This window comes from Geodermatophilus sp. FMUSA9-8, assembly GCF_037034165.1.
In the GTDB taxonomy this organism is placed as follows: Bacteria; Actinomycetota; Actinomycetes; order Mycobacteriales; family Geodermatophilaceae; genus Geodermatophilus; species Geodermatophilus nigrescens.
The window spans coordinates 801,736-816,403 of record NZ_JBAGKE010000001.1 but is presented as its reverse complement, the minus strand read 5'-3'; the positions used below and the strand labels follow the sequence as shown (position 1 = coordinate 816,403).

Genomic DNA, 14,668 nt, shown 5'->3' with positions numbered 1-14,668 from the left:
GTGACACTGCCCGCGCCCCCCGGGGCGCGGGCAGTCGTCGTCGGTGGGACGGCGTGGCACGTGGTGGCCGCCGACGTCGACCCGGACTGGGTGACCGCGCGGACGGCGCACGACCCGCTCGCCGCGCCGCTGGGCGCCCGGTTCCTCGCCGCGCTGGCGGACCGCACCGGCGTCGAGCCGGGCGTGGTCGACGCGGTCCTGGTGGCGCCCGCGCCGGCCGCCGCGGGGCCGGGGATCGAGCTGGTGCCGGCCGAGGTCGACCACCCGCGCGTGGACCGCGCGCTGCTGCACCGCACCGACGTGCGCGCGTGGACGACGCCCGACGGGTGCGCCGTGCTGGTGCTCGGCCGCGGGGTGGCCCGGCGCTGGGAGGTCAGCGTGGAGGTCGACCCGGCCGCCCGCGGGCGCGGGCTGGGCACCGCGCTGGTGGCCGCCGCGCCGTCACTGGTGCCCGGCGGGGCGCCGCTGTGGGCGCAGGTGGCGCCGGCCAACACCGCCTCGCTGCGCGCCTTCCTCGGCGCGGGCTACCGGCCGGTGGGCGCCGAGTGCCTGTTCGGCTCCTGATCCTCAGCGCATCTCCGACAGCCGCGCCCCGAAGCCCGCGACCGGCCGCAGCTCCCGCCGCGCGCCGAGCGCCAGCAGCACCGCGCCCACCGCGAGCGCGGCCACGACCGGCAGCGGCAGCGCGAGGACGGCGAGCCCCGCGGCCAGCGCCACCGCGGTGACCGCACCGGTGAGCAGGGGCGCCCGCACCGCCGTGCGGGCGCCGAGCGCCATGGCGACCGCCGCGGCCACCAGCACGAGCACCGGCCGCAGCGCGCCCGGCGCGAGGACCGCCGCGACCGTCGACGGCGCGGCCGCCACCACCAGGCCCGGGCCCCACGCCGGCCAGGACGGCCCGTCGAGCAGCCGCGGGCCGGCGGCCAGCCACAGCCCCGCGGCGGCCGGCAGGATCCAGGCCTCGAGCGCGGGCGCGCCGGTCAGCGCGGCTCCGGTCCACGCGGCGGCCACCAGCTCCGCCGCGCCCGTGCGCCAGACCGCCCGCTCCTCCCGCTCGTCCCCCCGCGCGCGGGTGAGGAACGCCGCCCAGCCACAGGTCAGCGCGCCCTGCACGGCCAGGTGCACGGCGAGCGCGCCCCAGTCGGCGCGGGCGGCGACCACGACGAGGGCGGCCGCCGCCGCGAGCGCGCCGACCGTGCCGGTGGGCCCGCGCAGGTCGGCGGCCATGCCGGGGCGCGCCGCCAGCGTGACGGCGTAGAGGCCGGTCAGCGCCGCCGCGGAGGCGCCCGGGGAGAGCAGCCCCGCCGGGATCGCCAGCAGCGCGGCCCCCGCCAGGCACGCGACGGCCGAGGGCACCGCCTGCGGGCGCTCGTCGCGGCGCACCGCGGCGACCCCGGCGGCGGGCAGCGCGGTGAGCACCAGGAGCACGACCAGCGCCTGCCACCGCGCGGCCGCGACCAGCTGGGCCACCGCCGCCACCACGAGGACGCCCCCGGCGGCGTACGCGGCGGGCAGCAGCAGCCCGCGGCGCCAGCCGGTCAGCAGCGCGGCGGCGACGCTCATCAGCAGCACGCCGAGCCAGCCGGCCAGCGGCAGCGGCACGGGGCCGTCGGTGGACAGCGCCGCCGCGACCGCCCCGCCCGCGACCAGCCCGCTGACCACCGGCACCAGCCGCAGCGGCCCGAGGAGCGGCTCGACCGCCCGCTCCAGCCGGACCGGCAGGAGCGCGGCCGCCGTGGCGGCGGTGAGCGCGGCCGACACCCAGCGGGCCGGACCCTCCGCGCCGGCCGCGGTGACCAGCCCGCCGGTCACGCCCGCGGCGAACCACGGCGCGGTGGTGACCAGGGCGACGCGGGCCAGCGGCCGCCGCGCGGTGAGGGCCACCGCGAGCCCGGCCAGCGTGACGCCGAGCAGCAGCGCGGTGCGGGGCACCCCGGCGGGCGCCAGGTCCACCGAGCGGAGGGCGGCCACCTGCACGGCGGCCCACGCCGCGAGCGGCCAGCTCAGCGGGCGGGGGAGCAGCACCCGCAGGCAGACGAACACGCCCGCCACGACCAGCGCCCCGAGCGGTCCGCCCTCCAGCGGCCGGTCGCCGGACGCGGCGCCGGTGAGGGCCAGCGCCGCCGCGGCCGCCGCGCACGCCTCCTCCGTGCTGCGCAGCCGCGTGCGGGCGGCCCAGGCCGAGGCACACCCGGCGACCAGGGCCAGCAGCAGCAGCCCGAGGCGGGCGGCCCCACCGGCCAGCGACGGCCCGGCCAGGCCGGCCGCCACGAGCAGCACCACCCCGACGCCGAGCAGCACCTGCGGCGGGCGCAGCCGGGTCTCCAGAGACGGGGCGACCGTCCCCGCGGGCATGGGCGCCGGCGGGCCGGCGTAGGGGAGCGGTGGCGGCGGTGCACCGGTCATCGCCGTCCCCCTCCGCTCGCCCTGCGCTCCCCACGCTAGGGGCAGGTCAGCGCATCTGCGCGACCCAGGCCACCGCCTCCCGCGCCTGCTGGCGGCGCCGCTCGTAGGTGGCGCCGACGACGAGGAGCAGCAGCCCCGCGGTGGCCAGCGTGACCCAGCGGGGGACCAGCGGCGCGTAGGGCGCCAGCCGGCCGAGCACCACCAGGACCAGCGCCCCGGCCCCCACGAGGAAGGGCGCCTGCCGGTGGGTGAGCGCGCCGCCGACGGTCAGCCCGGCCGCGGCGGCCACCACCAGCGCCAGCCGGAGCGCCGTCGGCTCGTCGACCACCACCACCGCCGAGGGCAGCAGCGCGACGGCCACCGCCGGGCCCTCGGCCGCCCACGACGCGGCGCCGGTGCGCAGCGCCGGGACGGCGAGGAGCAGCAGTCCCGCGGCAGCGGGCAGCGTGTAGACCTCCGGCGTGGTGATCTCGGCGCCCGCCGCAGCGATCCAGCCGGCCGCGACCAGGTCGGCCACCGCCAGCACGGCCACCGGGCGGCGCCGCGCGACGACCGCGTAGCAGCCCGCCGCCGCGCCGACGACGGCGAGGTCGACCGCCGTCTGCCCCCAGGCGCCGGCCTCCACGGTGACCAGGCCCGCGACCGCGCCGGCCAGCGTCCCGGTGACCGCCGCGGCCCACTCCTCGGGGTGCCCGGCGCGCAGCGCGGCGACCGCGAAGGCGGCGGCGCCGACGAGCGCGACCAGCAGCGCGGCGGGCACCGCGCCGAGCAGGCCGCCCTCCCACGCGACCAGCGCGGCGAGGGCCGGGGCGGCGAGCGCGGCCGCCGTGGCGGCCGGCCGGAGCGCGTGCCGCTGCACGGCCGCGAGGCCGGCCGGCACCGCCGCGGCGAGCACGAGCAGCGCGAGGGGCGCGTTCTGGCCCCCGTCGGCCAGCACCGCGGCGCCGCCACCGGCCAGCACGGCGCCGGCCGCCGGCAGCGCGCCCGCGAGCGGGCCGGTCACCGGTGCCGGCGCCGCCGCGGTGAGCAGCACCAGGCCGAGCCCACCGGCCAGCACGGTGCCCACGAGGCCGGCGCCGGTGAGCGATCCGGTCAGCGCGAGGGCCGCGACGCCCGCCGCGACCGGAGCCGTGACGCCCGGCTCCGGCAGGCGCGGTGCGAGCCGCGGCTCGCGCAGCAGGGCGACCGCGCCGCCCGCGGCGAGGGCGAGGGCCGCGGTGGCGGTCCACGAGCCGGCCGGGTCGCCGGACCAGGCCAGCGGGACGCCGAGCAGGACCCCCGCCGCGGCGACGAGAGCGGCGAACACGGTGGCGACCCGGTGCAGTTCCAGGCGCAGGACCAGCAGCAGGGCGACGTCGAGCAGCGCCGTGCCGAGCAGCACGGCGACCGCCGCGGGCGCCTGGCCCAGCCCGCCGGGCAGCAGCAGCCAGCCGGCCGGCTGGACCGCGAGCAGCGCGACGAGCGGCCACGTGGCGGTGCTGCGGGTGGCCCGGCCGGCGGCCAGGGCGACCGCCGCGACGGCGACGCACGACAGCCCGGCCCACAGCCGCAGCGGCACCGCGTCGGCGCCGCCCAGCCCCAGCGCGTGCGCGGCGGCCAGGTCGACGGCGAGCAGCGCCGAGCCGGCGGCGGCCAGCGCCTCCTCGGTGGCCCGCAGCCCGCGCCGCGCCGCCCACGCCGACGTCGCCACCGCGGCCGCGGTGACCGTGGCCATCACCGCGGCCTGGAAGCCGACGCCCAGCCGGGTCCAGGCAAACGCGACGAACGCCACGCCCGCCGCGACCACCAGCAGGGCGCCCAGGCCGAGCAGCACCTGCTGCGGACTGAGCCGGCGCCGCGGGGGAGGAGGTGCCAGGGGGCCCGCCGCGGCCGGGACGTGCGGCGGGAGGTGCGGGGGCGCCGGGGGGAACGGCACCGGCGGGACGGGTCCCGGCCGGCGGACGGCCGGGAACACGACCGGCGGCGGCGCCGTCACGGGCGGCGGCACCGGCGCGGGCGTCGTCGCCGGGCGGGCCGACGCGCGCAGCGTGGCGAGCAGCGCGTCCCGCTCGCGGGCGAACTCGTCGATCGTGGCACCCATCCGGGCCACCACCACGGCGGCCTGCGCCACCGCCGGCAGCCCGCAGGCGGGGCACGCCGCGGGCGCCGGGACGGCCGGGGTGCCGCAGACGGGACAGGGCGGTGCCCAGGTCGGCGTGCTCATGCCCGGATGGTGACCTGCTCCCGGCGTCCGCGGAACCGATCTCACCCCGGCTGTGGACACGGAGAGCTGCTGTGGACGTCACCCGGCAATCCGCTCGGGATCCGTCCGCGGAGCGCCTACCCTGGGATCAGTGATCACGACGACCGGCCTGGAGCTGCGCGCCGGCGCCCGCATCCTGCTGAGCGACATCAGCCTGCGGGTGCAGGCCGGCGACCGCATCGGCCTGGTCGGGCGCAACGGCGCCGGCAAGACCACCACGCTCACCACGCTCTCCGGCGAGCGGCTGCCGCACGCGGGCAAGGTGGACGTCACCGGCGAGATCGGCTACCTGCCGCAGGACCCGCGCAGCGGCGACCTCGACATCACCGCCACCGACCGGGTGCTCTCCGGCCGCGGCCTCGACAGCCTCAAGGCGCAGCTGGTCAAGGCCCAGGTGGCCATGGCCGAGCCCGCCGACGACGCCGAGCGCGACCGCGCGGTGCGCCGCTACGGCCGGCTCGAGGACCAGTTCGCCGCGCTCGGCGGGTACGCCGCGGAGAGCGACGCCGCCCGCATCTGCACCGCGCTCGGCCTGCCCGACCGGGTCATGGGCCAGCCGCTGCGCACCCTGTCCGGCGGCCAGCGGCGCCGCGTCGAGCTCGCCCGCATCCTGTTCTCCGACGCCGAGACGCTGCTGCTCGACGAGCCGACGAACCACCTCGACGCCGACTCGATCGCCTGGCTCAAGACGTTCCTCGCGTCGCACAAGGGCGGCCTGATCGTCATCAGCCACGACGTCGAGTTGCTGGACGCCGTCGTCAACAAGGTGTGGCACCTCGATGCCAACCGGGCCACGGTCGACGTCTACAACCTGGGCTGGAAGGCCTACCTCGCCCAGCGCGAGACCGACGAGCGCCGCCGCAGGCAGGAGCGCGCCAACACCGAGCGCAAGATCGACGCGCTGAGCGCGCAGGCGGACAAGATGCGCGCCAAGGCCACCAAGGCCAAGGCCGCGCAGAGCATGGACAAGCGGGCCGCCCGGCTGGCCTCCGGCCTGGAGGCGGTGCGCCAGCAGGACCGGGTGGCCAAGCTGAGGTTCCCGACGCCGTCGCCGTGCGGGAAGACGCCGCTCACCGCCCAGGGCCTGTCCAAGACCTACGGCTCGCTCGAGGTGTTCACCGACGTCGACCTCGCCGTCGACCGGGGCACGCGGGTCGTCGTCCTCGGCCTCAACGGCGCCGGGAAGACGACGCTGCTGCGGATGCTGGCCGGCACCGAGATGCCCGACACCGGCGAGGTCCGGCCCGGGCACGGCCTGCGCGTCGGGTACTACGCCCAGGAGCACGAGACCCTCGACATGGACCGGTCGCTGCTGGAGAACATGCGCTCGGCCGCGCCCGACAGCACCGACACCGAGCTGCGGCGGATCCTCGGCGCCTTCCTCTTCTCCGGCGACACCGTCGACCAGCGGACGGGCACCCTGTCCGGCGGTGAGCGCACCCGGCTGGCCATGGCGACGCTCGTCGTCTCCGGCGCCAACGTGCTGCTGCTCGACGAGCCGACCAACAACCTCGACCCGGCCAGCCGCGAGCAGGTGCTCGAGGCGCTGCGCACCTACACCGGCGCGATCGTGCTGGTCACCCACGACGAGGGCGCCGTCCGCGCGCTCGACCCGGACAAGGTGATCCTGCTGCCCGACGGCACCGAGGACGCCTGGAGCGAGGACCTCGCCGACCTCGTCGAGTTGGCCTGACGAGCCGCCCTGCGGGGACGGCGGACCGGTCGCGGGGCCGGAGGCTCCCGACCGGGACGCCGTGGCAGGGCTCAGCGCCACCGGGGGACGGCTCCTGGCCGCGGTGCGGTCCGGTAGGACCGCGATGACGCCGCGCCGTAGAAGTTGTCATTCGCGTGGCCGGGTCGCCGGGGCTGGGTGATCATCAGTCCGGGAGGCCGGCGTCACGGGGACGGCGGCACCACGCGGACCAGCACCGGGCACGCCGGCTCCGGCCGGCGCGACGGCGGCGACGGAGGGGAGTCATGGCCGACTCGAGCACGGCGGACCTGGGCAAGGGCAAGCGGATCACCGGGGGCGACCGCACGTCCCTCGCGGACGAGCTGAAGAAGCGCTACGACGGCGGGGAGAGCATCCGCTCCCTGGCCACCTCGACCAACCGGTCCTACGGGTTCGTGCACCGGCTCCTGTCGGAGTCCGGTGCCACCCTGCGGAGCCGTGGCGGCGCCAACCGGAACAGCAAGAAGACCGCGTGACGGCGGCCGACGCCGACGGCTGGGTCCGCACCCGCCGGGACGGCGCCGTCCTCACCGTCACGCTCGACCGGCCCGACCAGCTCAACGCCCAGACGCCGGCCACGTGGGCGGCGCTCCGGGCGGTCGGCGACTCCCTCGACGACGACGTCCGCGTCGTCGTCGTGCGGGGCGAGGGCCGATCCTTCTCCGCCGGGCTCGACCGCAGCCTGTTCAGCACCGACCCGTCGACGCCCGGTGGGCTCGGCCAGCTGAGCGGGCTGGGCGCCGACGGGGCGCAGGAGCGCATCCGGGGGTACCAGGCCGGCTTCCGCTGGCTGCGGTCACCCGGGATCGTCTCCATCGCGGCGGTGCAGGGCCACGCGATCGGGGCGGGCGCGCAGCTGGCGCTGGCCTGCGACCTGCGGGTGCTGACCGACGACGCCTCGATCCGGCTCCCCGAGGCGACGCTGGGGCTCGTGCCCGACCTGACCGGCACCAGCACGCTGGCCGAGCTCGTCGGCTACGCGCGGGCGCTGGAGGTGTGCGTGACCGGGCGGCCGGTACCGGCGGCGGAGGCGCTGTCGTGGGGGCTGGCGAACGTCGTCGTTCCCGCGGCGGAGCTCGACGGCGCGGTGGCCACCCTGGCCGCGGCGGTCACCGCCCCGCCGGCGGGCGCCGTCCGGGAGACCGCGGCGCTGGTGCGCGCGGCGGTCCGCAACGACCCGGACACCCAGGACGCCGCCGAGCGGGCGGCCCAGGTGCGCCGGCTCACCGAGCTCGCCGGCGGCTGAGCGACCGGAACAGCGGGGGACCGGTGGCTGTTGACGCTGCCGCCGGTCCCCCGTCCCCGGCAGAGGAGGTCACCGCATGAGCAGTCCCATGACCTCCATGGCGGCGATGCGGTCGTTCCGCCGCGACCCGTCGGTCACCTCGCGCGAGCTGCCCAAGGGCACCGTCCGCCGCATCCTCGGCATCGCCCGGCCCTACCGCCGGGAGCTCACCGGGTTCCTGCTGCTGGTGGTGCTGTCCTCGGTCATCGGCGTGGTCACCCCGCTGCTGGCCGGCGACATCGTCAACCGCATCGCCCGGCTCGACGGCACCGCGGGCGGCGTCGTGCGGATCGCCCTGTTCATCGCCGGTCTCGCCGTCGTCGACGCGTTCATCTCGGTGGCCACCCGCTGGTATTCCGCGCGGATCGGCGAGGGCGTCATCTACGACCTGCGCGCCCGCGTCTTCGAGCACGTGCAGCGCATGCCGGTCGCGTTCTTCACCCGCACGCAGACCGGCGCGCTGGTCAGCCGCCTGAACAATGACGTCGTCGGGGCGCAGCAGGCGTTCACCTCGACCCTGTCCGGCGTCGTGTCCAACGTGATCGGCCTGGTGCTCACCGCCGGCGTCATGTTCACGCTGTCGTGGCAGATCACCCTGCTGTCGCTGGTCATGGTGCCGCTGTTCGTGCTGCCCGCCCGCCGCATCGGCCGGCGGCTGCAGGAGATCACCAGGGAGTCCTACGGGCTCAACGCGTCGATGAACGCGACGATGACCGAGCGGTTCAACGTCGCGGGCGCCCTGCTGGTCAAGCTGTTCGGCCGGCCCGACGCCGAGGCCGAGAGCTTCCGCGGCCGCGCCGCCCGGGTGCGCGACATCGGCGTCCTGTCGGCCATGTACGGCCGCACCTTCTTCACCGCGCTCACCCTCGTCGCGGCGCTGGCCACCGCGCTCGTCTACGGCCTCGGCGGGTGGCTTGCCTTCGACGGGTCGCTGTCGCCGGGCGACGTCGTCGCGCTGGCCCTGTTGCTGTCGCGGCTGTACGGGCCGCTGACCGCGCTGTCCAACGTCCGGGTCGACGTGATGAGCGCGATGGTCAGCTTCGACCGCGTCTTCGAGGTGCTCGACCTGCCGCCGATGATCGCCGAGGCGCCCGACGCCGTCCCGGTGCCCGCCGAGGACCGGTCGGTCGAGTTCGACGGCGTCTCGTTCAGCTACCCGGCCGCCGCCGACGTGTCGCTCGCGTCGCTGGAGGACGTGTCGCTGCCCGAGCACGGCGGGCCGACGGCGGTGCTGCACGACGTGTCCTTCCGCGTCGAGCCCGGGCAGATGGTCGCGCTGGTCGGGCACTCCGGAGCCGGGAAGTCGACGGTCGTCAACCTGGTGCCGCGGCTCTACGACGTCACCGGCGGTGCCGTGCGGGTCGGCGGGGTCGACGTCCGGCAGGCCACGCTCGCCTCGCTGCGCGACGCGATCGGCGTCGTCAGCCAGGACGCGCACCTGTTCCACGACACCATCCGCGCCAACCTGCTCTACGCGCGGCCCGACGCCACCGAGGAGCAGCTGTGGTCGGCGCTGACCGGCGCCCGGATCGCCGCGCTGGTCGCCTCGCTGCCCGACGGCCTGGACACCGTCGTCGGCGACCGCGGCTACCGGCTCTCGGGCGGGGAGAAGCAGCGGCTGGCGATCGCCCGGGTCCTGCTCAAGGCGCCGGGGATCGTCATCCTCGACGAGGCGACCGCGCACCTGGACAGCGAGTCGGAGGTGGCGGTGCAGCACGCGCTGGACACCGCGCTGGCCGGCCGGACGTCGCTGGTCATCGCCCACCGGCTGTCCACGATCCGCAGCGCCGACCAGATCCTCGTGGTCGACGACGGTCGCGTCGTGGAGTCGGGCACTCACGAGGAGTTGCTGGCGCTCGGGCGGCGCTACGCCGACCTCTACCGGACCCAGTTCGCCGACGGCGAGCGTCGAACGGTCCCCGTCGCGTAGCAACTAGCGTTCCTCCTGCCCCAGCTGCACCAGGAGGAGTTCCGTGACGTCCGCCCACCCGCACGACGCCCAGATCCGCGCGCTCTACGCCGCGTTCATCGAGGGCTGGAACCAGCGCAGCGGGGCGGCGGTCGCCGCGGTGTTCGCCGACGACGGCGACATGGTCGGCTACGACGGCACCACGGTGGGCGGCCGGCTGTCGATCGCGTCGGACCTGCGGCGCGTCTTCGGCAGCCACCCGACCGCCCGGTACGTGGCGCTGGTCCGGTCGGTGCGCGCGGTGGCCGGCGGCGTCGCGGTGCTGCAAGCGCACGCCGGGATGATCCCGCCCGGCGAGGACGACATCGACCCGGGGCTGCACAGCATCCACACGCTGGTCGCCGTCGACGAGGGCGGCGGGCGCTGGAAGACGACGCTGTTCCAGGCGACGCCGGCCGCCTGGCTGGGCCGCCGCGACGCCCGCGACGCCCTCACCGCCGAGCTGCGCGGGCTGCTGGCCGCACCGCGGTGAGCGTGCTCGTGCGGGCCGCCGACCTGCTGGCCGGCCCGCGCCCGGTGCTGCTCGACGTCCGCTGGGCGCTCGGCGACCCGCACGGCCGCGAGCGCTACCGGACCGGTCACCTGCCGGGCGCGGTGTTCGTCGACCTGGACACCGAGCTGGCCGCGCCGGCCTCCGCCGCGGAGGGCCGGCACCCGCTGCCGGCGCTCGCCGACCTGCAGGCCGCGGCCCGGCGGTGGGGCATCCGGTCCGGTGACGCCGTCGTCGCCTACGACGCCACCGGCGGGCTCGCCGCGGCGCGGGCCTGGTGGCTGCTGCGCTGGGGCGGGCTGGCCGACGTGCGGCTTCTCGACGGCGGCCTCGGCGCGTGGGTGGCCGCGGGCGGGGAGCTGGAGACCGGCGACGTCGTCCCGGAGCCCGGCGACGTGGTGCTGACCGGCGGCGGCATGCCCACGCTGACCGCCGACGAGGCGGCCGCGCTGCCCGCCTCCGGCGGCGTGCTGCTCGACGCCCGCGCCCCCGAGCGCTACCGCGGCGAGGTGGAGCCGGTGGACCCGCGGGCCGGGCACGTGCCCGGCGCGGTGAGCGCGCCGACCGCGGCGAACCTGGCGCCCGACGGGACCTTCCGCGCCGACCTCGCCGGCCGGTTCGCCGCGCTCGGGGTGCGGCCGGGGACCCGGGTCGCCGTCTACTGCGGCTCGGGCGTCACCGCCGCCCACGAGGTGGCCGCGCTCGCGGAGGCCGGGATCGAGGCGGCGCTGTGGCCGGGCTCGTGGTCGCAGTGGTCGGCCGATCCGTCCCGCCCCGCGGCGACGGGGCCCGATCCCGGCTGAGAGCGCCGCCCGGGTCGGGGCCGGCTACTCAGGCTCGCCGAGGAGGGCCTCGAGCGCCGGGCGCATGAGCCGCTCGATGTCCTCGGGCGCGGCGTCGCCGAGCCCGGGCAACTCCAGCGCGTAGCGGCCCAGCGCCATGCCGGCGATGCACGACATCAGCAGGGCCGCCTTGAGCTCGGCGTCGGGCCCGCCGATCGTGCGCGACAGGTCGCCGATGACCGCGCACATCACCTCGTCCCGCATGATGCGCTTCGCCTCGTGGTGGGTGAGGAAGTTGCGCAGGAGCGTGACGGCGGCCTCGCGGTCCGGCGTGGACTCGAACTTGGCCAGCAGGTCCCGCAGGACGGCGGCCGGGATCTCCGCGCGCGGCGCCGTGCGGGCCGTCCCCCCGGTGTGGGCGCCCTCCATCGCCGCGGCGAAGAGGCCCTCCTTGTTGCCGAAGTACTGCATCACCAGGGCGGGGTCGACCCCCGCCAGGCCGGCGACGGCACGGATCGTCGTCCGCTCGAAGCCCTCCTCGGCGAACAGGCAGCGGGCCTGCTGGAGGATCACCGACTCCGTCCGGCGGCGGCGTTCCTCGCGCGACACGGGCTCGGCACCGGCTGTGGTCACGGATTCACTCTACAGACGTTGACCATCTCCGGCAGTCGCTCTACGGTCGTTGAGTCGTCGCTCCACGAGCGTTGAGCCATCGTCAGGAGTCCTCGTGACCGCCACCGCCTCGCCTCCCGGGCCAGGTCCCCTCAGCCATCCCGACGGGCGGGAGGTCCGCAAGGGCCTCGCCCTCGCCGTCCTCGCCATCAGCCAGCTCATGGTCGTGCTCGACGTGTCGATCGTGAACGTCGCGCTCCCCGACATCGCGGTCGCCCTGGGCGTCGCGAGCCAGGCCGACCTGTCCTGGATCGTCACCGGCTACACCCTCACCTTCGGCGGCTTCCTGCTGCTCGGCGGGAAGCTGGCCGACCGGCTCGGCCGCCGCCGGGTCTTCGTCATCGGCACGGCCCTGTTCGCCGTCGCCTCCCTGCTCGGCGGTCTCGCCGGCGACCTCGGTCTGCTCGTCGGCGCGCGGCTGCTGCAGGGCCTCGCGGGCGCGCTCATGGCGCCGTCGGCCCTGTCGCTGCTCACCGTCGTCTTCGCGGAGGGCCGGGAGCGCAACCGGGCACTCGGAATCTGGGCCGCCATCTCCGCCGGCGGGGCCGCGATCGGCCTCATCCTGGGCGGGGTCCTCACCGAGTACGCCAGCTGGCGCTGGGTGCTCTTCGTCAACGTCCCCGTCGCCGTCCTGGCCGTCGTCGGGGCGCTGCGGGTGGTCCCGGAGAGCCGCGACGCCCGCGCCCGCGGCTTCGACGTCCCCGGTGCCCTCCTGGTCACCGGCGGCCTCGTCGCCCTGGTCTACGCACTGGTGAAGGGCAACGACTTCGGCTGGTCGTCCGGGCAGACGATCGGGATGCTCGCCCTGGCGGTCGCGCTGCTGGGTGCCTTCGTCGTCGTGCAGCGCCGGTCGGCCGACCCGCTCGTCGACTTCCGGCTCTTCCGGTCGCGCTCCGTGCTGGGCGCCGACCTCGGCGCGCTGTTCGTGGGCGCCGGCATCTTCGCGGTCTTCTTCTTCCTCGTGCTGTGGATGCAGCAGGTCAACGGCTGGTCCCCGCTGCGCGCGGGGTTCGCCTTCCTCCCGATGACCGTCGCGATCGTCGTCGGCGCCGGCATCGCCTCGCAGCTGCTCGGGCGGGTCGGTCCCCGGCCGCTGCTCGTCGGCGGCCCGGCGCTGGCCGCGGCCGGCATGCTCGTCCTGGGCCTGCGGCTGGACCCCACCGCGTCCTACCTCACGATCGTGCTGCCCTCGCTGGTGACGGTCGCCCTCGGCATGGGCCTGACGTTCGTGGCGCTGACCAGCGCGGCGGTCGCCGGTGTCCCGCAGGAGGACGCGGGCGTGGCCAGCGCGCTGCTCAACGCCGGGCAGCAGGTCGGCGGGGCCCTCGGGCTGGCCATCCTGACCGCGGTGAGCGTGGCGCGCACCGAGGCCGTCGCCCCCGCGGGGCCGCCCACGACGCCGGGGTACGTCTCCGCGGTCGTCGAGGGCTGGGGGATCGGCTTCGTCGTCGCGGCCGGCTTCCTCGCCGCGGCCGCCGTCGTGAGCGCGACCCTCGTGCGGGTGTCGCGGCGGGAGGCCGCCGAGGCGCTCGCCGTCGCCGGGGCCGTCGGCTAGCGAGCCCCCGGTCCCCGCGTCCCGGGCCGCCTCCCACCCCGGGAGGCGGCCCGGTGGCGTCAGCCGAGGGCGGCGTCGTAGCGGTCGAGCAGGACCGCGGCGATGCGCGCGTCGGGCAGCAGGGGAGCGGTGACCAGGTCGGCACCGGCCTCGGCGAGCTTGCCGTGGAAGTGCCCGGGCGCCAGCAGGTAGGAGGCGACGACGACCCGCTCGGCGCCGGCCCGCCGCGCGGCGGCCACCGCGTCGGCGACCGGGGGCTGCGCGGCCGAGCCGTAGCCGGTGGTCACCGGGCCCGCCCAGGAGCGCTGCAGCAGGTCGGCGGTGTCCTCGACGTCGGCGACCGAGCGCGGGTCGCTCGACCCGGCCGCGGCCAGCACGACGGCGGTCAGCGGGTCGCGCGGGTCGGCGCCGGCCTCGGCCAGCCGGTCGGCGAGCACCGCGGCCAGCCGCGGGTCGGGCCCCAGCGGGCGGGCGGCGACGGCGGACTCGTGCGCGGCCACCGCACCCGCGATGTCGACGTGCACGTGGTAGCCGCCGGACAGCAGCAGCGGGACGACGACGGCCGGCCGTTCCTCCGCGGCGAGTCCGGCGACCACGTCGACGACGGTCGGCGGCTGCACGTCGACGAAGGCCGCCGTCGTGACCAGGCCGGGACGCAGCCGGCGCGCGGCGAGCGCCAGCTCGGCCACCAGCCGGCGCCCGGTGGGGTTGCGGGTGCCGTGCGCGCACGCGACGAGGACGGGGCCGTCGGCCGGAGCGTCCGGGACGGCGGTCACGGGGTGCGGAGGACGCCGCCGTCGACGGCGACCATCGTGCCCGTGACGTAACTCGCGGCGGGGGAGAGCAGGAAGGCCGCCACCCGGCCGAACTCCTCGGGCTGGCCGACGCGGCGCAGCGGGATGCTCCGCTCGGTGCGGGCCCGCGCGGCGGCCGGGTCCCCGGAGGCGGCCTCGATCTCGGTGATCCGGTCGGTGGCGATGGTGCCCGGCATCAGCCCGAGCACCCGGATCCCGCGCGGGCCCAGCTCGTCGGACAGCGCCTTCGCCGTCATGGCCAGGCCGGGACGCAGGCCGTTGGAGATCGCGAGGGACCCGATCGGCTGGCGCACCGACGTCGAGAGCACGAAGCCGATGACGGCGCCGGCGGACAGGTGCGGCACCAGCGCCCGCACCAGCCGCAGCGGGCCGAGCAGCACGCTGTCGACGGCGGCGCGCCAGGCGTCCTCCGGCGTGTCCAGCACGCTGCCCGGCGCGGGGCCGCCGACGCTGACCAGCAGGCCGTCGACCGTGCCGAGCCGCTCGCGCGCCGTCGTCACCAGGTGCTCGGCGGCACCGGGGTCGGCGAGGTCGGCCACCGCCCCGGACGCGCCGTCGCCCAACGCGGCGACGGCGGCGTCCACGGAGGAGGCGGAGCGTGAGCTGACGAGGACGCGCGCCCCGTCGGCGACGAGGGCCCGGGCGGTCGCCAGGCCCAGCCCCCGGCTCGCGCCGGTGAGCAGGTACCCGCGACCGCCCAGGCCCAGGTCCATCGGGGGA

The 14,668-nt window shown here is 77.6% G+C and carries 13 protein-coding genes; 8 read left to right on the top strand and 5 right to left on the bottom strand.

What is annotated here, in order from left to right; genetic code table 11:
* A complete protein-coding gene (locus WA616_RS03955; RefSeq protein ID WP_217651213.1) occupies window positions 1-564 on the top strand; it encodes a GNAT family N-acetyltransferase in 564 nt (187 codons plus the stop codon).
* A gap of 3 nt (window positions 565-567) precedes the next feature.
* Here WA616_RS03955 and WA616_RS03950 read toward each other — a convergent pair whose 3' ends face one another.
* The gene (locus WA616_RS03950; RefSeq protein WP_336027464.1) at window positions 568-2,406 is read right to left on the bottom strand and encodes an SCO7613 C-terminal domain-containing membrane protein; all 1,839 of its coding nucleotides are present in this window, start codon (window positions 2,404-2,406) and stop codon (window positions 568-570) included.
* A gap of 46 nt (window positions 2,407-2,452) precedes the next feature.
* Window positions 2,453-4,609 (bottom strand): SCO7613 C-terminal domain-containing membrane protein, encoded by a 2,157-nt coding sequence (locus WA616_RS03945; RefSeq protein WP_336027461.1) that lies wholly within the window; start codon window positions 4,607-4,609, stop codon window positions 2,453-2,455.
* Window positions 4,610-4,739: 130 nt separating this feature from the next.
* Here WA616_RS03945 and WA616_RS03940 point away from each other — a divergent pair, with 130 nt between their 5' ends.
* From WA616_RS03940 to WA616_RS03915, 6 genes are all read left to right on the top strand, one after another.
* Complete coding sequence (locus tag WA616_RS03940) at window positions 4,740-6,341, top strand: ABC-F family ATP-binding cassette domain-containing protein (RefSeq protein ID WP_336027460.1); 1,602 nt, start codon at window positions 4,740-4,742, stop codon at window positions 6,339-6,341.
* Window positions 6,342-6,625: 284 nt separating this feature from the next.
* A complete protein-coding gene (locus tag WA616_RS03935) occupies window positions 6,626-6,856 on the top strand; it encodes a helix-turn-helix domain-containing protein (protein ID WP_073420258.1) in 231 nt (76 codons plus the stop codon).
* Complete coding sequence (locus WA616_RS03930; RefSeq protein ID WP_336027459.1) at window positions 6,853-7,626, top strand: enoyl-CoA hydratase/isomerase family protein; 774 nt, start codon at window positions 6,853-6,855, stop codon at window positions 7,624-7,626. Before WA616_RS03935 ends, WA616_RS03930 begins: the two co-directional genes overlap by 4 nt.
* Window positions 7,627-7,702: 76 nt before the next feature.
* A complete protein-coding gene (locus tag WA616_RS03925) occupies window positions 7,703-9,595 on the top strand; it encodes an ABC transporter ATP-binding protein (RefSeq protein WP_073420256.1) in 1,893 nt (630 codons plus the stop codon).
* A 43-nt stretch (window positions 9,596-9,638) separates the two neighbouring features.
* Window positions 9,639-10,106, top strand: coding sequence for an SgcJ/EcaC family oxidoreductase (locus tag WA616_RS03920; protein WP_073420255.1), 468 nt, complete (start codon window positions 9,639-9,641; stop codon window positions 10,104-10,106).
* The gene (locus WA616_RS03915; protein WP_336027454.1) at window positions 10,103-10,927 is read left to right on the top strand and encodes a sulfurtransferase; all 825 of its coding nucleotides are present in this window, start codon (window positions 10,103-10,105) and stop codon (window positions 10,925-10,927) included. The genes WA616_RS03920 and WA616_RS03915 overlap by 4 nt, the downstream gene beginning before the upstream one ends.
* Window positions 10,928-10,951: 24 nt before the next feature.
* Here WA616_RS03915 and WA616_RS03910 read toward each other — a convergent pair whose 3' ends face one another.
* Window positions 10,952-11,539: a TetR/AcrR family transcriptional regulator gene (locus WA616_RS03910; RefSeq protein ID WP_073420253.1), complete on the bottom strand. Its 588-nt coding sequence runs from the start codon at window positions 11,537-11,539 to the stop codon at window positions 10,952-10,954.
* A gap of 94 nt (window positions 11,540-11,633) precedes the next feature.
* Between WA616_RS03910 and WA616_RS03905 the strand changes: the two genes are divergently transcribed.
* The gene (locus WA616_RS03905) at window positions 11,634-13,133 is read left to right on the top strand and encodes a DHA2 family efflux MFS transporter permease subunit (RefSeq protein WP_336027452.1); all 1,500 of its coding nucleotides are present in this window, start codon (window positions 11,634-11,636) and stop codon (window positions 13,131-13,133) included.
* A 59-nt stretch (window positions 13,134-13,192) separates the two neighbouring features.
* On the opposite strand, the gene WA616_RS03900 is transcribed toward WA616_RS03905, so the two are convergent.
* Together WA616_RS03900 and WA616_RS03895 are read right to left on the bottom strand one after the other, a co-directional pair.
* Complete coding sequence (locus tag WA616_RS03900) at window positions 13,193-13,909, bottom strand: sirohydrochlorin chelatase (RefSeq protein ID WP_336027451.1); 717 nt, start codon at window positions 13,907-13,909, stop codon at window positions 13,193-13,195.
* Entirely contained in the window at window positions 13,906-14,661 is a 756-nt protein-coding gene (locus WA616_RS03895; RefSeq protein ID WP_336027449.1) for an SDR family oxidoreductase, read from the bottom strand. Before WA616_RS03895 ends, WA616_RS03900 begins: the two co-directional genes overlap by 4 nt.
* Window positions 14,662-14,668: the final 7 nt, after the last annotated feature.

Bases quoted from the DNA above. Each gene is read 5' to 3' on its own strand.
- WA616_RS03925 (WP_073420256.1), top strand. From the start codon at position 7,703: ATGAGCAGTCCCATGACCTCCATGGCGGCGATGCGGTCGTTCCGCCGC.
- WA616_RS03895 (WP_336027449.1), bottom strand. From the start codon at position 14,661: ATGGACCTGGGCCTGGGCGGTCGCGGGTACCTGCTCACCGGCGCGAGC.
- WA616_RS03945 (WP_336027461.1), bottom strand. From the start codon at position 4,609: ATGAGCACGCCGACCTGGGCACCGCCCTGTCCCGTCTGCGGCACCCCG.
- WA616_RS03950 (WP_336027464.1), bottom strand. From the start codon at position 2,406: ATGACCGGTGCACCGCCGCCACCGCTCCCCTACGCCGGCCCGCCGGCG.
- WA616_RS03935 (WP_073420258.1), top strand. From the start codon at position 6,626: ATGGCCGACTCGAGCACGGCGGACCTGGGCAAGGGCAAGCGGATCACC.